This is a genomic window from Mesorhizobium sp. ISC25, assembly GCF_042295465.1.
In the GTDB taxonomy this organism is placed as follows: domain Bacteria; phylum Pseudomonadota; class Alphaproteobacteria; order Rhizobiales; family Rhizobiaceae; genus Mesorhizobium.
Map to the genome: position 1 here is coordinate 4,553,064 of NZ_CP135441.1, position 21,533 is coordinate 4,574,596.

Consider the following 21,533-nt stretch of genomic DNA (forward strand, 5'->3'; position numbering starts at 1 on the left):
TCTCAGGCGGCGCGGGCGGCAAGCGGCGCGGCGATCAGTCTGATACCGTCATGACCGGCGATATCAGCCTCGACGATGTCGCCCGGCGCGCCGGCTGACAACACGGCCAAGGTAAACCCTTCGGTGCGGCCGAGCCCGTCGCGCTCGACCAGGATCGACTGACGCGTTCCAGCGAGCGAGGCAAGATGGCGGCGATAGGCGGCCTCGCCGGCGGCGCGCAGGCGTGCCGCGCGTTGCTTGACGACGTCGCGGCGGAGCTGAGGCATGCGCGCGGCGGGCGTGCCCTGGCGCGGCGAAAACGGGAAGACATGGAGATGCGTCAGGCCGCATTCCTCGACGATTTCCAGCGAGTTTTCGAACATGGCATCCGTCTCGGTCGGAAAGCCGGCGATGATGTCGGCGCCGAAAACGATGCCGGGGCGCAGTTTGCGCACATCCTCGCAAAAGCGGATCGACTGGTCGCGGCTGTGCCGGCGCTTCATCCGCTTCAGTATCATGTCGTCACCCGATTGCAGCGACAGATGCAGATGCGGCATCAGCCTCGGCTCGGTGGCGATGGCGTCCAGCAGATCGTCGTCGGCCTCGATCGAATCGATGGAGGAAAGCCGCAGGCGTTTCACGTCTGGCACCTGCTTCAGGATGGTCTTGACCAATTTGCCGAGCTTCGGTGCGCCCGGCAGATCGGCGCCAAAACTGGTCATGTCGACGCCGGTCAGCACGATCTCGGCATAACCATTGCCGACGAGTCGCTTGACCTGCTCGACCACGGCGCCCATCGGCACAGAGCGCGAATTGCCGCGACCGTAAGGAATGATGCAGAAGGTGCAGCGGTGGTCGCAGCCGTTCTGCACCTGGACGAAAGCGCGCGCCCGGCCCTCGATGGCGTCGACCATGTGGGCGGCCGTCTCGCGCACCGAAAAGATATCGTTGACGCGCGCCTTCTCAGTGTCGTTGACGCCGAAATCCGGCAGCGCGCGATAGGAATGCGCCCTGAGCTTCTCCTCATTGCCGAGGACCAGATCGACCTCGTCCATGGCGACGAAATCCTGCGGGCCGGTCTGCGCAGCGCAGCCGGTAACGATGATGCGGGCGGCCGGGTTCTCACGGCGGGCTTTTCTGATCGACTGCTTGGCCTGGCGCACCGCCTCGCCGGTGACGGCGCAGGTGTTGAAGATGATGGCGCCGCCTTCGAGCCCGCCGAGACCCGCGCTTTCGGCTTCGCGCCGCATCACCTCCGATTCATAGGTGTTCAGCCGGCAGCCGAAGGTGACGACATCGATACCCTTGTTGCCACGAGGAGCCATCAGGCGGCGCTTTCGGTGTCGCGCGCCCACGCCCCGGTCGACGGATCGAAGTTGCCGGAAAATTCCCATTCGGCGGCACCGGTCAGGATGACGTGGTCGTCGTCGCGCCACAAAACATGCAGCGAGCCGCCGCCGGGCGTCGTCAGCGTGACGCTGCGGCCGGTGCGTCGGGTGCGGGCCGCAGCGACCACGGCGGCGCAAGCGGCCGAGCCGCAGGCCTTGGTCAGGCCGGCGCCGCGCTCCCAGGTACGGATGACCATGGTCTCAGGCGAAGTCACCTGTGCGATGGTGATGTTGGCGCGCTCGGGGAAGATCGGGTGGTTTTCGAGCAGCGGGCCGAAGCGCTCGAGCTCGTACGACCAGACGTCGCGGTCGACCCAGAAGATGGCGTGCGGATTTCCCATCGAGACGACCGACGGCGAATGCAGCACCGGGGCATCGATCGGGCCGATCTGCAGCTCGATCATGCGGGTGTCGCGAAATTCCTCGGCCAGCGGGATGTCCTGCCAGCCAAAGCGCGGCCTGCCCATGTCGACCGAGATCATTCCGTCGGCATGTTCCTCGGCATTGAGGATGCCGGCGACTGTTTCAAACGCAAATGTCTTCTGGCCGGTCTCGGCGGCGAGCGCCTGGACGACACAGCGCATACCGTTGCCGCAGGCTTGCGCGCTGGTTCCGTCCGAATTCAAGATGTCGATGAAAAAGGCGGTGCCCGGCGTCCTGGCGTCATGGATCGCCATGACCTGGTCGAACCTGGTCGCGGCATCGGCATTAAGCGCGACGGCTGCCGCAGGCGTCACCCGATCGGCGCGACCGCGCATATCTGCAACGATAATCTCGTTGCCGATGCCGTTCATCTTGGCGAAAGGGGCCGCGCTTGCCATCGATCGAAAGGTCTCTTGCCGGTTTGGCGCCTATATGGCGGATAGCGGCAGAAATTACCAGCGCGGCGTGATTTTCAAGTCACCGCGAAGACGCCAAGCACGATCAGCAGGAAGATGATCAGCACGATGCCGATGAGGATGCGCGCGCCGGTGGCGGCGGCTCCGGCCAGTGCCGGCATGCCGAGCAGGCTCGCCGCGGCCGCGATAATCAAAAGAATGATGATCCACCTGATCATGAGAGAACCTCGCAGCCGACAGGTTTGAACACCTACAAACGCTTCTGCGATGCGTTGGGTTCCGTGGCCGCGAGGCCGATACAACCAGCGCACGCCTAGCCGGCGACTTCGAAATCCGTGGTGAAGGGCGCCTTCTTGCCGGAATTCTCATCATGCATGATGAAGTCGGCGCGGTATTTTCCGGGAGGCAGCCCATCAGCGTTGAGCGAAAGGTTCAGTTTGAAGAACAGCTCACGGTTGCGTGAGCGCGATGCGACCTGGACCCGGCTGACCTTATCGATCGTGCCGAGTTTCTCGCCCGATTCGGAAAAAATGGTGAAATCGACGGAAAGCTCGATAACCTTGTTGCCGAGCCCGTCCGAACCATAACCATAACCGACCGGTTCCATGTAGAGGATGATCTCGTCACCCGGTTTGTAGGCGTGGCTGGCGCGTTCGGTGTAGATACCGAAGCCCTCAGCCGTTTCCACCTGGTGGACGTTCAGGATGGCGAGCGGCATCGCTTGCCACAGCGCGTCCTCGGCGCCGCGGAACTTCTCCAATGCGCCAGCCGTGTCGCCTGACTGTAGCAGCTTTTCGGCCTCCGCTGCCCGGTCGCCGATTTCCCCGGCGAAGGCTGCCGGTACCGAGATTGCCAACGCCAGCAGACCTGCCAGGATCGATTTCATCGAGACCACCCCTTTTTTGCCTTGGGGAGACCATCTGCGAAAATCCTGACGACGTAAACGGGCAATGCAGGCGGTCAGACCGCCGGCACGTCCCAGACTTCGCCCGGCCGCAAGGCGCGAAAACGTTGCCGCGGCAGGCCGGCAGCGTCGAGCGCTTCGCCGAGCTTTCTGGGCGGCTCGTCGATCGGCTCGTTGGTGAGCCGGAACGTGCCCCAGTGACAGCCGGCGGCATAGGCGGCGTTGCACAAAAGCATACCTTGCACGGCCTCTTCCGGATCCTGGTGATGAGGCGCCATGAACCAGCGCGGCTCGTAGGCGCCGATCGGCAGGATGGCGAGGCGGAAGCCGCCGTGCTTTTGCGCCATCAGCCGGTAATTGATGCCGCCGTGGAAGCCGGTGTCGCCGGCGAAATAGATCTTTGCGTCGGGCGTCTCGACGACGAAACCCGCCCACAGCGCCATGCGCCGGTCGCGAGTGCCACGGGCCGACCAGTGGTGCACCGGCTCGACATAGACGGCGGCGCCATCGCCGATATCGACCCGGTCGCCCCAGTCATGCGCCGAAAGCCGCATACGGGGCACGGCAGCGCCGATGATTGTGTCGTTGCCAAGCGGCGTCAGCAGCAGCGGGTCGTGTCTTGTCTTCAGGCGCTTCAGCGTGGCGAGGTCGAGATGGTCGTAATGGTTGTGGCTGACCAGCACGAGGTCGATCGGCGGCAAATGCGAAAAGGCGATGCCCGGCGGATTGACGCGTTTCGGACCGGCGAAGGAGAGCGGCGAGACGCGTCGCGACCAGACCGGGTCGGTCAGGATGTTCAGGCCGGCTGTCTGGACGAGCAGCGAGGAATGACCGACCATGGTGAGGCGCAGCGCAGAACCATCGATGCGCTCGACCGGTCTTGCCGGTGGAAACGGGCTCGGATCCGCCGCAGGCCATTTCGAGCGCTCGCGGCTCAATTGCCATTTCAACAGATCGGCAAAGCGACCCGGCGGCCGGCCGTCGGGATTGAAGAACAAGGTGCCGTCGAAATGATCGCTGGGCGGCCCGCTGTAGTAGCGGTTGGCGGCTCTCTTTCTCGCGGCCAAGAAATCGGCTCCCTGCAGTTTGCTGATCGCCAAGAGATAATGCCGGAGCCGGCCCGCACAAGCATTTGGCGCCAGCCCGCCGTATCGCATCAACCGGAGGTGCCGGCCAAGGCGTAACGCAATTCAGGCAATGTGCATTTTGCGACAAATTTGCAACATTAGCGGCGCAAACCGTATTTTAACCATATCGGGTTGAAATTTCGCCACCTTCTCCATCTTGGTGAGGGGGGACATTGCGCGGACGGCATCCCCGGCCCGATCCGACGGAGGTTGAAGAATGAAATTTTCGAAAACCGGCCTGCTGGCCGTATCGCTGGCCGCGCTCGTTGCGAGCGGCTGTTCAACTTCACGGTTCTCATCGATGGACGAGCAGCAACCAGCACCGCTGGAAGCCGCGCCCGCCGGCAAGGTGACCGCAAACCAGCTGCCGCCGCCGGCGACACCCGGCCCGGCCGATCCATCGAAATTCCCGACCGCGCCGCAGAACACGCAGGTCGCCTCGCTGCCGCCGGACGGGACGGCGCCGGCTGGCGCGGCCGACCTTACCGCCTCCGGGGTCGCCGGCGTATGGAAGGCAAGCGTATCCGGCCAGAGCTGTCAGGTGGCGACGCCGCAGACCAAATTCGGCTCGGGCTATCGCGCCGGACCGCTGCATTGCCCGGCGCCGCTCGACGGCATCAAATCCTGGAACGTCGCCGGCAAACAGCTGACGCTCTATGACGAGAATGGCGGCACACTGGCACGGCTCTATTCCTCGGGTGGCGAGAAATTCGACGGCCAGACTTCCAACGGCCTGCCGATCTCGCTTACAAGGTAAGCGAACCGCCCCCATTGTTACGCAATTCCGGACGGAAAACCGCTACACACTTTTCCTGGAATTGCTCCGGAGCGACGTGACCGATGCATCTGCGTGACGGCCTTCAGACCCATGCGACCGTCAAGCAGCGCTACGACCATCTGGTCGAGACGGGCGCCATCGGACGCGACCCGGCGCAGGAGCGGATCGCCGCTGCGCTCGACCGGCTGATCGACGAAATATCGGCAAAGCGGCTGGCGCATAAATCAAGCGCGCTTGGGTGGCTGTTCGCCCGCAAGCGCGAAGTGCACGAGTGGGTCAAGGGCCTCTACATCCATGGCGGCGTCGGCCGCGGCAAGACCATGCTGATGGACATGTTCTTCGAGCTGCTGCCGGCGCGGCGCAAGCGCCGGGTGCATTTCAACGACTTCATGGCCGACGTGCAGGACCGCATCCAGAAGCACCGGCAGGCTCGCAAGAACGGCACGGCCAAGGAGGACGACCCGGTCCCGCCGGTGGCGCGCGCGCTGGCCGAGCAAGCCTGGGTGCTGTGCTTCGACGAGTTCTCTGTCACCGACATCGCCGATGCGATGATCCTGTCCAGGTTGTTTTCGGCGTTGTTTGCCAATGGCGTGGTGCTGGTTGCCACTTCCAATGTCGCGCCGCAGGATCTCTACCGCGACGGCCTGAACCGCCAGTTGTTCTTGCCGTTTGTCGCTATCCTGGAGCGCCACGCGCAGGTGCTGGCGCTTGACGCCGACAAGGATTACCGCCTCGACAAGCTTAGCCGCATGCCGGTCTACGTCACCCCGGCCGATGCCGCCGCCGACCATGCGCTCGACGAGGCGTGGGCGGTGATGACGCATGGCAGGCCGACGGCCGAGGCGATGCTGACGGTGAAGGGCCGGCACGTCGTGGTGCCGCGTGCTGCCGGCGAGGCGGCGCGGTTTTCCTTCGCCGATCTCTGCGAGAGGCCGCTCGGCGCCCGCGACTATCTTGCCATTGCCAGCCGTTTCTCGACCATCTTCATCGACCGTGTGCCGGTGCTCGGCGATGGCAAGCGCAACGAAGCCAAGCGCTTCATCCTGCTGGTCGATACGCTCTACGATCATCATGTACGGCTGGTGATGAGCGCCGCGGCACCGCCGGCGCAGCTCTATACGGCCAAACGCGGCAACGAAGTCTTCGAGTTCGAGCGCACCGCATCGCGGCTGATCGAGATGCAGAGCCACGACTGGCTGGAGGACTGGGCGGAGAGACAGACGCAGGGACCATCGACCGAGGCACGGCAGGCTCAGGCGTGAGGGATAGTACAGAAGGGGGCGCCGCTGCCGGCGCCTATAATCGATAAACATACATGACGAACCCCTCCGCCGGCCCATGCGGCTCTTCTCGCGACTCGTAAAGTGCGCGAGCAGCGACATTGTCCGGCTCGGTGCCGACCCACACCTCCTCACAGCCATGCTCGCGACCGAGTGCGAACATGGCGCCGAGCATCCTCGTCGCAATGCCCTGGCGTTGAAAGGCCGGCGCCACGCCGACCTCGTCTATGTAGAGTTCGCTCACCTTGTCCGGGTGGCGGTGGATGACGGCTGCGCATTGGCCAACGACAATGCCGTCGGCGAGGGCCACGACCATGAAATGACCGGGCTCCGCGAGATAGGCGGAGAGCCGATCCGGCCTGACCGGCTCGTCGAAGACTTCGTCGGCAACCCGCATCACAAGGTCGTCATGGCCAGGAAACAGCCTTCTGATTTCCAGTGCCATTGTGTAGAATTCCTCTAGTCGGCTTCAGAACTTTTACGTTTACGTAAGTCCCATTGTTTCTAACCGATTGAAATTACTCACTCCAAAATAATCGTTTGAATTTTTGTGCGGCCGGGGCTATTGCGTGCGGCGAATTTCGCGGTTCCGCAGCATTCCGGCCTCTTCCTCCGACGCCGTCATCAAATCGTCAAGGATTTGGGCGCCGTCTAGTCAAAGGGAAAACATCCTGACATGGCACGCAACAAGATAGCGCTCATCGGCTCGGGCATGATCGGCGGCACCCTCGCCCACATGGTCGGCCTCAAGGATCTCGGCGACGTCGTGCTGTTCGATATCGCCGAAGGCATCCCGCAAGGCAAGGGGCTGGACATCGCGCAGTCGTCGCCGGTCGATGGGTTCGACTCCAGGCTGACCGGCGTCAACGACTATGCCGGCATCGAGGGCGCCGACGTCTGCATCGTCACCGCCGGCGTGCCGCGCAAGCCCGGCATGAGCCGCGACGATCTTCTGGGCATCAATCTGAAGGTGATGGAGCAGGTCGGCGCCGGCCTCAAGAAATACGCGCCGAAAGCCTTCGTCATCTGCATCACCAATCCGCTCGATGCCATGGTCTGGGCGCTGCAGAAGTTTTCCGGCCTGCCGAAGAGCCATGTCGTCGGCATGGCCGGCGTGCTCGACAGTTCGCGCTTTCGCTATTTCCTGGCCGAGGAATTCAAGGTCTCGGTCGAGGACGTCACCGCCTTCGTGCTCGGCGGCCACGGCGATTCCATGGTGCCGATGATCCGCTATTCGACGGTTGCCGGCATCCCGTTGCCCGACCTCATCAAGATGGGCTGGACCTCGAAGGAGCGGCTCGACCAGATCGTGCAGCGCACCCGCGACGGCGGCGCCGAGATCGTCGGCCTGCTCAAGACCGGCTCTGCCTTTTATGCGCCGGCCGCCTCGGCCATCGCCATGGCCGAAGCCTATCTCAAGGACAAGAAGCGGGTGCTGCCCTGTGCGGCGTACCTCTCCGGCCAATATGGCGTCAAGAACACCTATGTCGGCGTTCCCGTGGTGATCGGCGCCGGCGGCGTCGAGCGTATCATCGAGATCGAGCTCGCGAAGGGCGAGCAGAAGATGTTCGACAGTTCGGTCGCGGCGGTGCAGGGCCTGTGCGACGCCTGCGTCAAGATCGCTCCGCATCTCGCGGCCAAATAAGCCGGCAACCAAGCCCGCCAAGCAAGCTGGAGACATAGCGCATGAACATCCATGAGTATCAGGGCAAGGCGCTGCTGAAAGGTTTTGGCGCACCGGTGGCCGAGGGCGTGCCGGTGTTCAAGGCGAGTGAGGCGGAAGCCGCCGCCAAGGCGCTGCCCGGCCCGCTCTATGTGGTCAAGAGCCAGATCCATGCCGGCGGCCGCGGCAAGGGCAAGTTCAGGGAGCTCGGCCCGGATGCCAAGGGCGGCGTCAGGCTGGCGAAGTCGGTGGCCGAGGTCGTCGCCAATGCCAAGGAGATGCTCGGCCATACGCTGGTCACCAAGCAGACCGGCCCGGCCGGCAAGCAGGTCAACTGGCTCTATATCGAGGACGGCGCCGACATCGAGCGCGAGCTCTATCTGTCGATCCTGGTCGACCGCTCGGTCGGACGCGTCGCCTTCGTCGTCTCGACCGAAGGCGGCATGGACATCGAGGCGGTCGCGCACGACACGCCGGAAAAGATCATTACCGTCGCCATCGACCCGGAAAAGGGCGTGACGGCCGACGATGTGAAGAAGCTCAACGCCGCGCTGAAGCTCGACGGCGACGCCGCCAAGGATGGTGGCACGCTGTTTCCGATCCTCTACAAGGCGTTTGTCGAGAAGGACATGAGCCTGCTCGAGGTCAATCCGCTGATCGTCATGAAGAGCGGCCGGCTGCGCGTGCTCGACGCAAAAGTGTCGTTCGACAACAACGCGCTGTTCCGTCACCCGGACGTGCTCGAATTGCGCGACACCACCGAAGAGGACGAGAAGGAGATCGAGGCGTCGAAATACGACCTCGCCTATGTCGCGCTCGACGGCAATATCGGCTGCATGGTCAACGGCGCTGGCCTCGCCATGGCAACGATGGACATCATCAAGCTTTATGGCGCCGAGCCCGCCAACTTCCTCGATGTCGGCGGCGGCGCGTCGAAAGAGAAGGTGACGGCAGCGTTCAAGATCATCACCAAGGATCCGGCGGTCAAAGGCATCCTGATCAACATCTTCGGCGGCATCATGAAGTGCGACATCATCGCCGAGGGCGTCATAGCCGCCGTCAAGGAAGTCGGCCTGCAAGTGCCGCTGGTGGTGCGGCTGGAAGGCACCAATGCCGAGCTCGGCAAGAAAATCATCAACGACAGCGGGCTGAACGTGGTGTCGGCCGATGACCTCGATGACGCAGCCAAGAAGATCGTGGCGGCGGTGAAGGGCGGCTGATGCAGCGGTTGCTGGCCATAGCGCTCTGCGGCATGGCTTTTTGGGCCAGCGCGGCTGAGGCCGCGGATGGTTCGACGTCGCCCGCCTGGGTCGGCAAGAGGGTCAATCTCTTCATGAATTTATGTCCGGCGACAGCACCCAGCTTCGGCAGGTTCGACGCCGTTGCCCGTGAGAGCGGGTTCAAGGCCGGATCCGACGGACTCCAAATCTACAAGGCTACAGAGATCGTTGCCTCGATCAAAAATTGGAGCGGTCGCTGCGACTGCCTTGTCTCCTTCGGCACCAACGATCCAAAGCGGGCTGCCAACATGATCCTGAGAAGGCTTCTGACCAAATACGGCAGCAAGTTCCAGGCCGATGATGATCCCAAGTCCCTTGGGAAATTGAGAACGTCTGGCGGCAATCTATCGGTGCAGGTCGTAACGACGCGGCGCGCCGGTGGCCAATGGATCGGTGCTGTCGTTCACGGAAACCAAAAATGCCCAGCTTGAAAACTGAACTTCATGGTCGGGGTCGCTAGGCGATGCCTCCGCACAAGATAAATCTGGTCGAGGCGGCGGATGCGAAGATCAAGAAGGTTTTCGATCCCCATATTGCCGGCGACGTGAATGACAGCCAGGTCAAGATCGCCAAGTTCGGCGACGCCTTCGACTGGCACGCGCATGGCAATGAAGACGAGGCCTTCCTGGTGCTGCGCGGCCGCATTGCCATCGATTTCCGCGACGGCACGGTGGAGCTTGGCAGCGGCGATTTCATCGTCGTGCCGCGCGCCGTGGAACACCGGCCGCGTTCGCTGAGCGAAGAACCTGTCGTACTGATGTTCGAACCGGCGACGACGCTCAATACAGGCAACGCCAAGAGCGACCTCACCGTCACCGAGCTGAAGCGGCTCTGACCATGAACGCGGCACCGTTCTCCTCCCTCTCGGCCGACCACCAGCGCCTGCAGGCGCTGGTCGGTGCCTGGCGTGGCGAGGAGGAGATTTCGGGCACTCAGTGGGCCGATGCCGGCACGGCGACTTCGGAAGTGCTGGCCGAGGCGCAATTCGGCGGCCTGTTCGTGGTGCAGCGCTATCGCCAGCGCCGCGACGGCACGGTCTCGTTCGGCTCGCACAATGTGTTCGGCTTCGATCAGCAGAACAGCCTCGTCACCATGCATCAGTTCGACTCGATGGGGTTCGTGCCGGCATCGCCCGCCACCGGCACTTGGAACGGCAGCGAGTTGGTTCTGGATCGGTCGTCGCCGCGTGGCGCGGCGCGCGTGACGTATATTTTTGACGATGCCGACACTTACCGCATGCGACTGCATTTCAAACCTGCCGGCAGCGATAGCTGGCAAGACATGGTGAGCGGCGTCTACCGGCGCGTCTCGCCTTCCTCGATCAACGGTTTTTAGAAAAGGGCTCCGATGTCCATTCTCGTCGACAAGAACACCAAGGTGCTGGTGCAGGGCCTGACCGGCAAGACCGGCACGTTCCACACCGAGCAAGCGCTGGCCTACCACGGCACCAAGATGGTCGGCGGCATCCACCCCAAGAAAGGCGGCGAGACCTGGACCGGCGCCAAGGGCGAGGCACTGCCGATCTTCGCAACCGTAGCCGAAGGCAAGGCCAAGACCGGGGCCAACGCTTCGGTCGTCTACGTGCCGCCGGCGGGTGCCGCCGACGCGATCCTGGAAGCGATCGAGGCCGAGATCCCGCTGATCGTCTGCATCACCGAGGGCATACCGGTGATGGACATGATCAAGGTCAAGGCACGGCTCGACCGCTCGACATCGCGGCTGATCGGGCCGAACTGTCCCGGCGTGCTGACCCCCGACCAATGCAAGATCGGCATCATGCCCGGCAACATCTTCCGCAAGGGCTCGGTCGGCGTTGTTTCGCGCTCGGGAACGCTTACCTATGAGGCGGTGTTCCAGACCACCAATGTCGGCCTCGGCCAGACCACCGCCGTCGGCATCGGCGGCGATCCGGTCAAAGGCACGGAGTTCATCGACGTGCTGGAGATGTTCCTCGCCGACGACGAGACCAAGTCGATCATCATGATCGGTGAGATCGGCGGTTCGGCCGAGGAAGATGCCGCGCAGTTCCTCAAAGACGAGGCAAAGCGCGGCCGCAGCAAGCCGATGGCCGGCTTCATCGCCGGGCGCACCGCGCCGGCGGGCCGCACCATGGGCCATGCGGGCGCGGTCATCTCCGGCGGCAAGGGCGGCGCGGAAGACAAGATCGCGGCGATGGAATCGGCCGGCATCAAGGTTTCGCCATCGCCGGCCCGGCTCGGCACGACGCTGGTCGAGGCGATCAAAGGATAAGGCAGTAAGGGAGTAGGGCAGTATGGCAGTAGGGAATAGGAAGAACGGGACCGAGCGCGGCAATCGCCAGCTTTCCCTACTGCCTTACTCCCCTACTGCCCTACTCCCCTCCAAAAAACAGGAGACGGAGCGCGGCTCCGCGGACAAAAATGGCAAGACAAGATCAGGCCAACGACCAGTTTTCGCTTACCTCTTTCCTCTATGGCGGCAATGCCGACTATATCGATGCGCTCTATGCCGCCTATGAGGACGATCCCGCGTCGGTCGATCCCGAGTGGCAGGACTTCTTCGCGGCACTGAAGGACGACGCCGGCGACGTGCGTAAGAATGCCAAGGGCGCGTCATGGGCCAAGCCCTCCTGGCCGATGCAGGCCAATGGTGAGCTGGTCTCGGCGCTGGACGGCAATTGGGGCCTGGTCGAAAAGCACATCGAAAAGAAGGTCAAGGACAGGGCAGCCGGCAACGGCGCAGCGCTTTCCGACGCCGACGTGCATCAGGCGACGCGCGATTCCGTGCGCGCCATCATGATGATCCGCGCCTTCCGCATGCGCGGCCACCTGCATGCCAATCTCGATCCGCTCGGCATTGCCAAGCCGCTCGAGGATTATAACGAGCTGTCGCCGGAGAATTACGGCTTCACCGAAGCCGATTACGACCGGCCGATCTTCCTCGACAACGTACTCGGGCTGGAATTCGGCACCATCCGGCAGATGCTCGACATCCTGACCCGGACCTATTGCTCGACGCTCGGCGTCGAATTCATGCATATTTCCGATCCCGAGGAGAAGGCCTGGATCCAGGCGCGCATCGAGGGCACCGACAAGGAGATCTCCTTCACCGCAGTCGGCAAGAAGGCGATCCTGCAGAAGCTGGTCGAGGCGGAAGGCTTCGAGCAGTTCATCGACGTCAAGTATAAGGGCACCAAGCGCTTCGGCCTCGATGGCGGCGAGTCGCTGATCCCGGCGCTGGAGCAGATCATCAAGCGCGGCGGCCAGCTGGGCATGAAGGAGATCGTGCTCGGCATGGCGCATCGCGGCCGGCTGAACGTGCTGTCGCAGGTGATGGCCAAGCCGCACCGCGCCATTTTCCATGAGTTCAAGGGCGGCTCGGCCGCGCCCGACGAGGTCGAAGGCTCGGGCGACGTGAAGTACCATCTCGGTGCCTCGTCGGATCGCGAGTTCGACGGCAACAAGGTGCATCTGTCGCTGACCGCAAATCCCTCGCATCTGGAAATCGTCGACCCGGTGGTGATGGGCAAGGCGCGCGCCAAGCAGGACTATCTGTTCGGCCGCAGCCGCGAAGAGATCGTGCCGCTGGAAGAGCGCGCCAAGGTGCTGCCGCTGCTGTTGCATGGCGACGCCGCCTTTGCCGGCCAGGGCGTGATTGCCGAAATCCTCGGCCTGTCGGGCCTGCGCGGCCACCGCGTCGCCGGCACGCTGCATTTCATCATCAACAACCAGATCGGCTTCACCACCAACCCGCGCTTTTCGCGCTCGTCGCCCTATCCGTCCGATGTGGCCAAGATGATCGAGGCGCCTATCTTTCACGTCAATGGCGACGATCCGGAAGCTGTGGTCCATGCGACCAAGGTGGCGATCGAATTCCGCATGAAGTTCCACAAGCCTGTCGTGGTGGACATGTTCTGTTACCGCCGCTTCGGCCACAATGAGGGCGACGAGCCTGCCTTCACCCAGCCGATCATGTATCGCAAGATCCGCAACCAGAAGACGACGGTGCAGATCTATGCCGACCGGCTGATTTCCGAAAGCCACATCACCCAGGTCGAGTTCGAAAAGATGAAGGCCGATTGGCGGGCGCATCTCGAGCAGGAATTCGAGGTCGGCCAGCATTACAAGCCGAACAAGGCGGATTGGCTGGACGGCGCGTGGTCCGGCCTGCGCTCGGCCGACAACCAGGACGAACAGCGGCGCGGCAAGACCGCCGTGCCGGTCAAGACGCTGAAGGAGATCGGCAAGAAACTGACCGAGGTGCCGAAGGATTTCGAGGCGCACAGGACGATCATCCGCTTCCTCGACAACCGCCGCCAGGCGATCGAGTCCGGCGAAGGCATCGATTGGTCGACGGCCGAGGCGCTGGCCTTTGGCGCTATCCTGCTCGACGGCAATCCGATCCGGCTGTCCGGACAGGATTCGGAGCGCGGCACCTTTTCGCAGCGCCATTCCGTGCTCTATGACCAGCGCGACGAGACACGCTACATCCCGCTCAACAATCTGTCGGCGGCGCAGGCCGGTTTCGAGGTCATCAACTCGATGCTGTCGGAAGAGGCCGTGCTCGGCTTCGAATATGGCTACTCGCTGGCCGAGCCGAAGGCGCTGACGCTGTGGGAAGCGCAGTTCGGCGACTTCGCCAACGGCGCCCAGGTGGTGTTCGACCAGTTCATCTCGTCGGGCGAGCGCAAATGGCTCAGAATGTCGGGCCTGGTCTGCCTGCTGCCGCACGGCTATGAAGGCCAGGGGCCTGAGCATTCGTCGGCCCGGCTCGAGCGCTTCCTGCAGCTTTGCGCCGAAGACAACATGCAGGTCGCCAACGTCACGACGCCGGCCAATTACTTCCACATCTTGCGCCGGCAATTGAAGCGGGACTTCCGTAAGCCGCTGATCCTGATGACGCCGAAGTCGCTGCTGCGCCACAAACGGGCGGTATCGACGCTGCCGGAGATGTCGGGCGAAAGTGCCTTTCACCGGCTGTTGTGGGACGATGCCCAGCTATTGTCTGGACAGGCCATCAAGCTCACCAAGGATTCGAAGATCCGCCGTGTCGTGCTCTGTTCGGGCAAGGTCTATTACGACCTCTACGAGGAGCGCGAGAAGCGCGGCATCAACGACATCTATTTGCTGCGCGTCGAGCAGCTCTATCCGTTCCCGGCCAAGGCGCTGATCACCGAACTGTCGCGCTTCCGCAATGCCGAGATGGTGTGGTGCCAGGAGGAGCCCAAGAACATGGGCGCCTGGTCGTTCATCGATCCGTATCTCGAATGGGTGCTGGCGCATATCGACGCCAAGCATCAGCGGGTGCGCTATACCGGCCGGCCGGCTGCCGCTTCGCCGGCGACCGGATTGATGTCGAAGCATCTCGCCCAGCTTGCCGCCTTGCTCGACGACGCGCTCGGTGAATAAAACAGAACTGGGCGGATAAAACAGAACCGAAAGAAACGGACACGCACAATGGCAACCGAAATCCGCGTCCCGACACTTGGTGAATCCGTCACCGAGGCGACCATCGGCAAATGGTTCAAGAAGGTCGGTGACGCGATCACCGCCGATGAGCCGCTGGTCGAGCTCGAAACCGACAAGGTGACGGTGGAAGTGCCGGCCGCCGCCGCGGGCACGCTCAGCGAGATCGCCGTCAAGGAAGGCGAGACAGTCGGCGTCGGCGCACTGCTCGGCACGATTTCGGCAGGCGGAGCAGCCGATGCTGCCGCCGCCCCGGCAACGAAGCAGGAGGCGGTGTCGCAGGCCTCGGCTCCGACTGCGGCCTCGAGCGTCAAGCAGGCCGCGGCCGAGACGGCCAAGATCGCCGGCGACGCCGGCGCGATCGAGACACGCACCATGCCGCCAGCGCCGTCGGCGGCAAAGCTGCTGGCCGAGCATAATCTCGCAGTCGACCAGGTGTCGGGCTCGGGCAAGCGTGGCCAGGTGCTGAAAGGCGACGTGCTCGACTTGATCGCCAGGGGCGCGCCGTCGCAGCCGGCCGAAATGCCAAAGGCAGCGCCTGTACCGGCACCTGTCGCCGCGCGCGCGCCGTCCCCGGCCGACGATGCGTCGCGCGAGGAGCGCGTGCGCATGACCAAGCTGCGCCAGACCATCGCGCGCCGCCTCAAGGAAGCGCAATCGACCGCCGCCATGCTGACCACCTTCAACGAGGTCGACATGAGCGCGGTGATGGCGCTGAGGGGCAAATACAAGGACGTGTTCGAGAAGAAGCACGGCGTGAAGCTCGGCTTCATGGGCTTCTTCACCAAGGCGGTCACCCATGCGCTGAAGGAGATACCGTCGGTCAATGCCGAGATCGACGGCACCGACATCATCTTCAAGAACTACGCTCATATCGGCGTTGCCGTCGGCACCGAAAAAGGCCTCGTCGTGCCGGTTGTGCGCAATGCCGACCAGATGTCCATCGCCGAAATCGAGAAGGACATCGGCAGGCTGGGGCTTGCGGCGCGCGACGGCAAGCTGTCGGTTGCGGATATGCAAGGCGGCACGTTCACGATTTCCAACGGTGGCGTTTACGGGTCGCTGATGTCGACGCCGATCCTCAATGCGCCGCAGTCGGGCATTTTGGGCATGCACAAGATCCAGGAGCGGCCGATGGTGGTCGGCGGCCAGATCGTCATCCGGCCGATGATGTATCTGGCGCTGTCCTACGACCACCGCATCGTCGACGGCAAGGAAGCGGTGACGTTCCTGGTGCGGGTCAAGGAAAGCCTGGAGGATCCTGAGCGGCTGGTGCTCGACCTCTAGGGGGCGGCTCACGTGAGCCGGAGCATGGATCTGCGCCGCCGGATGAATTCCCCTCGTTTCCGGTCCAGTTTGTTCGTCACGATCTGCGCACTCGGCGTGCAGACGGTCTCCGCCGCCTTCGCTGCCTGTCCGCTGGAACTCGCCGTCTATGGCGACACTGAAAACGCCGCCGAGATCTATTTCAGGCCAACCGACGAGTCGGCTGCCGTCACCAACACCTTCAAGATGGTGCTCGACAAGGGCGTCGTGCTCGACGGCATCGTCATGTGGACCGAGGGCGTGGCGCGGCCGCATGGCTCGCCGATGTACAAATGCCCGACCGGCGACGTCACCGGCGACGAGCTCGCCGCCTGCACCGTGTGGGAGGGCGTCATCTACAGCGCCGACGACCAGGGCAATATCGCGTTGCTGCCGGGCGAAGGAAAGGATGCGCCGAAGAAGCTGATCCTTCCCGACTTGGGAGCGTCGTTGCAGATGTCGGCGGCCTATGGCGCCAACGGCTTTTCCAAGGTGCCCTGGGGCGTCTTTGCCCTGAAGGGATGTCAGGAATGAGCGCAAGCGGAAAAATCCTGCTGGTGACCGGCGGCAGCCGCGGCATCGGCGCCGCTACATGCAGGCTTGCCGCCAAGCGCGGCTACCGCATTGCGGTCAATTACGCGTCGAATGCAAAAGCAGCCGAAACGGTGGTCGCCGACATCGAGGCCGCTGGCGGAGAAGCCTTCGCAGTCAAGGCCGATGTCGGCAGCGAGACCGACGTGTTGGCCATGTTCGAGGCTGTCGATGCCCGTTTCGGTCGGCTCGACGCGCTCATCAACAATGCCGGCGTGGTCGACCAGAGCGCGCGCGTCGACGAGCTGAGCGCTGCAAGGCTGGAGCGGATGATGCGCATCAATGTGATAGCGCCGATGCTTTGCGCCCGCGAGGCGGTGAAGCGCATGTCGACCAGGCATGGCGGCAAGGGCGGCGCGATCGTCAATGTTTCTTCGATCGCGGCAAGGCTTGGCGGGCCGGGTCAATATGTCGACTACGCCGCCTCGAAGGGCGCGGTCGATTCCTTCACCATCGGGCTTGCCCGCGAAGTGGCCGGCGAAGGCATTCGTGTCAACGCGGTCAGCCCGGGCATCATCGACACAGAAATTCATGCCTCCGGCGGGCAGCCGGATCGTGTCGAGAGAATGCGCAAGGTGGTGCCCATGCAGCGCGTCGGCACCGCCGAGGAAGTCGCAGCCGCAATTCTCTGGCTGCTGTCGGACGAGGCGTCCTACACAACAGGCGCCAATCTGGAAATCGGCGGCGGCCGCTAAAGCAAAAGGGACAGTATCATGGCCTATGACGTCGTTATCATCGGATCGGGACCGGGCGGCTATGTCTGCGCCATCAAGGCGGCGCAACTCGGCCTGAAGACGGCGGTGGTCGAAAAGGACCCGACCTTCGGCGGTACCTGCCTCAACATCGGCTGCATCCCGTCAAAGGCGCTGCTGCATGCGTCCGAGATGTTTGCCGAGGCCGGCCATTCCTTCGACACGCTCGGTGTCGAAATCGGCGCGCCCAAGCTTAATCTCGGCAAGATGATGGCGCACAAGGATGCGACGGTGACGGCCAACGTCAATGGCGTCGCCTTCCTGTTCAAGAAGAACAAGATCGACAGCTTCCGTGGCACCGGCAAGGTGGTTGCGGCCGGCAAGGTGTCGGTGACCTCCGATGACGGCAAGGTCGAGGAGATCGAGACCAAGAACATCGTCATCGCCACCGGCTCCGACGTCACCGGCATTCCCGGCGTCAAGGTCGATTTCGACGAGAAGGTGATCATCTCGTCGACCGGCGCGCTGTCGCTGGACAAGGTGCCGGGCCATCTGGTGGTGGTCGGCGGTGGTGTCATCGGTCTGGAGCTCGGCTCGGTATGGGCGCGGCTCGGCGCCAAGGTCACCGTGGTCGAGTTCCTCGACACCATCCTGGGCGGCATGGATGGCGAGGTCTCCAAGCAGTTCCAGCGCCTGCTGTCGAAGCAGGGCTTTGAGTTCAGGCTGGGCGCCAAGGTGACCGGCGTCGCCAAGGCCAAGAAGGGGGCGACGGTCACCTTCGAGCCGGTCAAAGGCGGAGCGGCCGAGACGATCGAGGCGGACGCGGTGCTGATTGCGACGGGACGACGGGCCTATTCGGACACTCTCGGGCTGAAGGAGGCCGGCGTCGACGTCGATGAGCGCGGCCGGGTCAAGACCGACGGCCATCTCAGAACCAACGTGCCCGGCATCTACGCCATCGGCGATGTCATCGCCGGGCCGATGCTTGCCCACAAGGCCGAAGACGAGGGCGTGGCGGTGGCCGAAACCATCGCCGGCCAGGCCGGTCATATGAACTATGAGGTGATTCCGAGCGTCGTCTACACCACGCCGGAAATCGCCTCGGTCGGCAAGACCGAAGAAGAATTGAAGAAGGCCGGCATCGACTACAAGGCCGGAAAATTTCCGTTCAGCGCCAATGGCCGGGCGCGCGCCATGCTGCACACCGACGGCTTTGTGAAAATCCTGGCCGACAAGGCCAGCGACCGCGTGCTCGGCGTCCACATCGTCGGCTTCGGCGCCGGCGAGATGATCCACGAGGCGGCCGTGCTGATGGAATTTGGCGGCTCGTCGGAAGACCTAGCCCGCACCTGTCACGCCCATCCGACAATGTCGGAGGCGGTAAAGGAGGCGGCACTGGCGACGTTCTTCAAGCCGATCCATATCTGAGCAAACGCGGTGAATCGCAAACCTTGGAGATTGGCTGAAACATCCGCGATTACTCCCAAAAACAAAACGGCCCGCCTTTCAGCGGGCCGTTCATATATTAAATCAGCAGTCTGATTACTGAGGGGCCGGTGCTGGTGCTGGGGCCGGGGCCGGGGCTGGCGCAGGGGCCGGAGCGGGTGCAGGTTCTGCCGGAGCGGGAGCCGGAGCGGGTGTTGCCGGAGCTGGCGCAGGAGCCGGTTCGGCTGGCTTCATCGGCTCGGCAGGTGCTGGAGCCGGAGCCGGTGTGCTGGCTGCGGGCGGTTCGGCAGGCGCAGGTGCCTCGCTACGTCTTCCAAAAACATAATAGGCGACAATTGCCAGGATAACGACGACCAGGGCAATCAGCCAGCCGCTGCCGCCGCCGCGTGGCCGTGCGGTGCCCGGCGAGGTGAATGGGCCGTTCGGATTGGGTGTGTTCGCCATAAAAGTGTCCTCCGTGGATGAAAAACATCAAGTAATAGCCATCAACGTACAATCGTTGAATCGGTTTCACATTAGGCGTTGAAAACGCCGAAAACAGGGCAATTCTGATCCGGAATCGCTTGCAGGCATGCATTTCCACCGCAAAATGGGTTCGATCGAGCCAAACCGAACCTTTTTCAGTTCTTGGCACGAAGCGCGGCCGGTCCGCCGTCGCGCCACGAGTAAGGGCTGATCCCGCCTTGGCAATGATTCGGTGTCCAACTCCGCCGTGTTGTTCAGTTGACGACGGTCACGGTATAGCCGGCCTTGCGGAAACCTTCGACCAAGCCTTGCGCGCCGGGAAGGTGCATGGCGCCGACCGCCATGAAGACATTGCCCTGGGCGAGGATCGGCGCGGCACGATCGACCATCACCTTGTTGCGGCTGGTGATCATGGTCTGCTCGAATTCGGCGTAACCCGATTGGTCATCGACCTGTTCGGGAATGACGGTCCGAAACAGCGGTACGTACATGCCAGTGTCGCCACGCCGGTAAAGCACGATCATGGTTTCGTTGACGTCGTTCACCTTGTCGCCAAGCTTCAGCGTATCGACCAGCCCCTTCAGGTGAAAGGCGATCGGCAGCGAAGCCATGGCGCGCAGCTGGTCGGCGATTGTCTCAAGCCCCTCGACTGATTTGCCCGCAGCCTCGGCGTCCTTGGCAAGCTTGACGTCGAGCACCGGCGCGCCGCCAGCCTGGCGGGCGACTTCGCATGCAGGCAGCGCCACCATCGCCGACAGCAACCAGGGTTTCATCTTGGCGACGGTCGCTGGCGGGATGCCACGCGCATCGAGCGCCTTGTTGACCACCGCCGCATCGTCCGGCGACAGCAGCGACGAAAGCGTCGTCTTGTCGGTGAACATCATCAGATCCGGCTCTTTCAGCAGTGCTGCCATCATCTTCTGCTTGTCGAGCACTTCGGTGGTCTCGATGATGACGGTGCCAGCCGCATCGAATGCCTTCTGCGCGGCGGGTGGCAGCGTGGTGACGCGCGGGTCGGTAACGTGCATGGTGCCGAACAGGAAGGACGGTTTTTCGCCCGATTTTTCGAGCTTCCACAGCAGGCCCTTGCCGTTCGGCGTCGCTGCCGCGTCCGCCTCGATCTTGCGGTAGGTGGCCGGGTCGTCCTTGAGCAGCGCGCTCAGCATATCGGTACCGGCACAGACCGGGGTCTCGGCGCGTGCCTTGCCCGCGGCGAGCAGCGCGATGATGAGGAAGGAGAGGAAAAACAGGGCGTTGAGCGCGACAAGCAGCTTCAGCGACACATGGGTTGCGCGGTCGGCGATGGCGATGAGGCGTTTCATGCTGCGGTTCTAGGCGCAAAAAGCGGCAAAACGGTTAATCGGCGCATCAAAATTGTTGCGAGATGGCCACCGATTCAAGCGTCCATCACGCGCGAGGATGAGCTGCTTCGTAAATCTCGAGCAGCCTCGCGGTGTCGACGCCGGTGTATATCTGGGTTGTCGACAGGCTGGCGTGGCCGAGCAACTCCTGGATGGTGCGCAGGTCGCCGCCGCGCCCAAGCAGATGCGTGGCAAAGGAATGGCGCAGCGCATGCGGCGTCGCCGTGTCGGGCAGGTTGAGCGCCGAGCGCAGCTTGGCCATGTCGCGCTGGACGATCGCCGGGTTGAGCGGACCGCCGCGGGCACCGCGAAACAGCAGGCCCTTGGGATCGAGATGATAGGGACACAAGCGGCGATATTCGGCAATCGCCCGCAGCGCCACCGGCAGCACCGGCACCAGCCGCGTCTTGCCGCCCTTGCCGGTGACGCGCAGCACGGTCTCACCAGGCGAGGACAGATCGGCGCCCGACAGCCCGAGCGCCTCGGAAATGCGCAGGCCCGACCCATAGAGCAGGGTCAGCACGGCGGCGTTGCGGGCGGCGATCCACGGCTCCTCCGCCAGCTGGCCTTCTACCGAGACAACGTGTTTTGCATCGCTTGCGGTCAGCGGCTTGGGCAGCGATTTCGGCTGCCGCGGCGCGCGCAAGGCTGCCGCACCCGCCGCATTGGCGAGGCCGCGCCGTTCCAGGAAACGCAGCAGCGAGCGGATGCCGGCCAGTCCGCGCCCGAGCGTGCGGGCGCCGGCGCCCGCGGCACGGCGGGCAGCGAGAAAGCCGCGCAAATCGGCGGGGCGCAGATCGGCGATGTCGGAAATGCCGGGCGAGCCGCCGCAATGGCCGGTCAGGAAATGCAGGAACTGGCGCGTGTCGCGCTCATAGGCCTCGACGGTTTCGGGCGACAGCCGGCGTTCGCGCGCCAGCATCTTCAGCCAGGCCTCGCGCGCCGCCTGCAGATCGGGTTTTGCCGGTATGAGGAATTCCTGCATTGCGCT

General features: G+C 63.5%; 21 protein-coding genes. 13 read left to right on the forward strand and 8 right to left on the reverse strand.

All coding sequences use genetic code 11. The features are described 5' to 3' along the window. Positions 1-2: 2 nt before the first annotated feature. From mtaB to RQ479_RS22565, 5 genes are all read right to left on the reverse strand, one after another. Complete coding sequence (gene mtaB, locus RQ479_RS22545) at positions 3-1,304, reverse strand: tRNA (N(6)-L-threonylcarbamoyladenosine(37)-C(2))-methylthiotransferase MtaB (RefSeq protein ID WP_376702686.1); 1,302 nt, start codon at positions 1,302-1,304, stop codon at positions 3-5. Beyond that, on the reverse strand, positions 1,304-2,188 hold the full coding sequence (dapF, locus tag RQ479_RS22550) for a diaminopimelate epimerase (protein ID WP_376702687.1): 885 nt from the start codon (positions 2,186-2,188) through the stop codon (positions 1,304-1,306). Before dapF ends, mtaB begins: the two co-directional genes overlap by 1 nt. A 74-nt stretch (positions 2,189-2,262) precedes the next feature. Then, positions 2,263-2,424: a DUF1328 family protein gene (locus tag RQ479_RS22555; protein WP_031195454.1), complete on the reverse strand. Its 162-nt coding sequence runs from the start codon at positions 2,422-2,424 to the stop codon at positions 2,263-2,265. 95 nt (positions 2,425-2,519) lie between these two features. After that, entirely contained in the window at positions 2,520-3,092 is a 573-nt protein-coding gene (locus RQ479_RS22560; protein ID WP_376702688.1) for a hypothetical protein, read from the reverse strand. Between the two features lie 74 nt (positions 3,093-3,166). Further along, positions 3,167-4,177: an MBL fold metallo-hydrolase gene (locus tag RQ479_RS22565; protein WP_376702689.1), complete on the reverse strand. Its 1,011-nt coding sequence runs from the start codon at positions 4,175-4,177 to the stop codon at positions 3,167-3,169. Between the two features lie 277 nt (positions 4,178-4,454). Here RQ479_RS22565 and RQ479_RS22570 point away from each other — a divergent pair, with 277 nt between their 5' ends. Together RQ479_RS22570 and zapE are read left to right on the forward strand one after the other, a co-directional pair. Next, positions 4,455-4,994 carry an AprI/Inh family metalloprotease inhibitor gene (locus RQ479_RS22570; protein WP_376702690.1) on the forward strand — a complete coding sequence of 180 codons (540 nt, stop codon included), beginning with the start codon at positions 4,455-4,457 and terminating at the stop codon, positions 4,992-4,994. A gap of 83 nt (positions 4,995-5,077) precedes the next feature. Then, positions 5,078-6,277 (forward strand): cell division protein ZapE, encoded by a 1,200-nt coding sequence (zapE, locus tag RQ479_RS22575; protein ID WP_376702691.1) that lies wholly within the window; start codon positions 5,078-5,080, stop codon positions 6,275-6,277. A 34-nt stretch (positions 6,278-6,311) separates the two neighbouring features. Here the strand turns inward: zapE and RQ479_RS22580 are convergent, their stop codons facing one another. After that, positions 6,312-6,740 (reverse strand): GNAT family N-acetyltransferase, encoded by a 429-nt coding sequence (locus RQ479_RS22580; protein ID WP_376702692.1) that lies wholly within the window; start codon positions 6,738-6,740, stop codon positions 6,312-6,314. A 231-nt stretch (positions 6,741-6,971) separates the two neighbouring features. Here RQ479_RS22580 and mdh point away from each other — a divergent pair, with 231 nt between their 5' ends. The 11 genes from mdh to lpdA all read left to right on the forward strand — a co-directional run bounded on the left by mdh (position 6,972) and on the right by lpdA (position 18,698). Next, entirely contained in the window at positions 6,972-7,940 is a 969-nt protein-coding gene (mdh, locus tag RQ479_RS22585) for a malate dehydrogenase (RefSeq protein WP_376702693.1), read from the forward strand. A gap of 41 nt (positions 7,941-7,981) precedes the next feature. Continuing rightward, positions 7,982-9,178 (forward strand): ADP-forming succinate--CoA ligase subunit beta, encoded by a 1,197-nt coding sequence (gene sucC / locus RQ479_RS22590; RefSeq protein ID WP_376702694.1) that lies wholly within the window; start codon positions 7,982-7,984, stop codon positions 9,176-9,178. Then, the gene (locus tag RQ479_RS22595; protein ID WP_376702695.1) at positions 9,178-9,669 is read left to right on the forward strand and encodes a hypothetical protein; all 492 of its coding nucleotides are present in this window, start codon (positions 9,178-9,180) and stop codon (positions 9,667-9,669) included. Before sucC ends, RQ479_RS22595 begins: the two co-directional genes overlap by 1 nt. Positions 9,670-9,701: 32 nt before the next feature. Beyond that, on the forward strand, positions 9,702-10,073 hold the full coding sequence (locus RQ479_RS22600) for a cupin domain-containing protein (protein ID WP_376702696.1): 372 nt from the start codon (positions 9,702-9,704) through the stop codon (positions 10,071-10,073). Positions 10,074-10,075: 2 nt separating this feature from the next. Then, positions 10,076-10,573, forward strand: coding sequence for a DUF1579 family protein (locus RQ479_RS22605; protein WP_292660631.1), 498 nt, complete (start codon positions 10,076-10,078; stop codon positions 10,571-10,573). Positions 10,574-10,585: 12 nt separating this feature from the next. Further along, a complete protein-coding gene (gene sucD, locus RQ479_RS22610) occupies positions 10,586-11,488 on the forward strand; it encodes a succinate--CoA ligase subunit alpha (protein WP_292660628.1) in 903 nt (300 codons plus the stop codon). A gap of 149 nt (positions 11,489-11,637) precedes the next feature. After that, positions 11,638-14,625: a 2-oxoglutarate dehydrogenase E1 component gene (locus RQ479_RS22615; protein ID WP_376702697.1), complete on the forward strand. Its 2,988-nt coding sequence runs from the start codon at positions 11,638-11,640 to the stop codon at positions 14,623-14,625. A gap of 48 nt (positions 14,626-14,673) precedes the next feature. Further along, on the forward strand, positions 14,674-15,969 hold the full coding sequence (gene odhB / locus RQ479_RS22620; protein ID WP_376702698.1) for a 2-oxoglutarate dehydrogenase complex dihydrolipoyllysine-residue succinyltransferase: 1,296 nt from the start codon (positions 14,674-14,676) through the stop codon (positions 15,967-15,969). 24 nt (positions 15,970-15,993) lie between these two features. Continuing rightward, positions 15,994-16,521, forward strand: a complete 528-nt coding sequence (locus RQ479_RS22625; RefSeq protein ID WP_376702699.1) for a hypothetical protein — start codon at positions 15,994-15,996, stop codon at positions 16,519-16,521. Continuing rightward, positions 16,518-17,273, forward strand: coding sequence for an SDR family oxidoreductase (locus tag RQ479_RS22630; protein ID WP_376702700.1), 756 nt, complete (start codon positions 16,518-16,520; stop codon positions 17,271-17,273). Before RQ479_RS22625 ends, RQ479_RS22630 begins: the two co-directional genes overlap by 4 nt. A gap of 18 nt (positions 17,274-17,291) precedes the next feature. Beyond that, a complete protein-coding gene (lpdA, locus tag RQ479_RS22635; protein WP_376702701.1) occupies positions 17,292-18,698 on the forward strand; it encodes a dihydrolipoyl dehydrogenase in 1,407 nt (468 codons plus the stop codon). Between the two features lie 737 nt (positions 18,699-19,435). Here lpdA and RQ479_RS22640 read toward each other — a convergent pair. Both RQ479_RS22640 and RQ479_RS22645 read right to left on the reverse strand, forming a co-directional pair. Further along, positions 19,436-20,503 (reverse strand): TraB/GumN family protein, encoded by a 1,068-nt coding sequence (locus RQ479_RS22640; RefSeq protein ID WP_376702702.1) that lies wholly within the window; start codon positions 20,501-20,503, stop codon positions 19,436-19,438. A gap of 85 nt (positions 20,504-20,588) precedes the next feature. Then, positions 20,589-21,527, reverse strand: a complete 939-nt coding sequence (locus RQ479_RS22645; RefSeq protein ID WP_376702703.1) for a tyrosine recombinase XerC — start codon at positions 21,525-21,527, stop codon at positions 20,589-20,591. Positions 21,528-21,533: the final 6 nt, after the last annotated feature.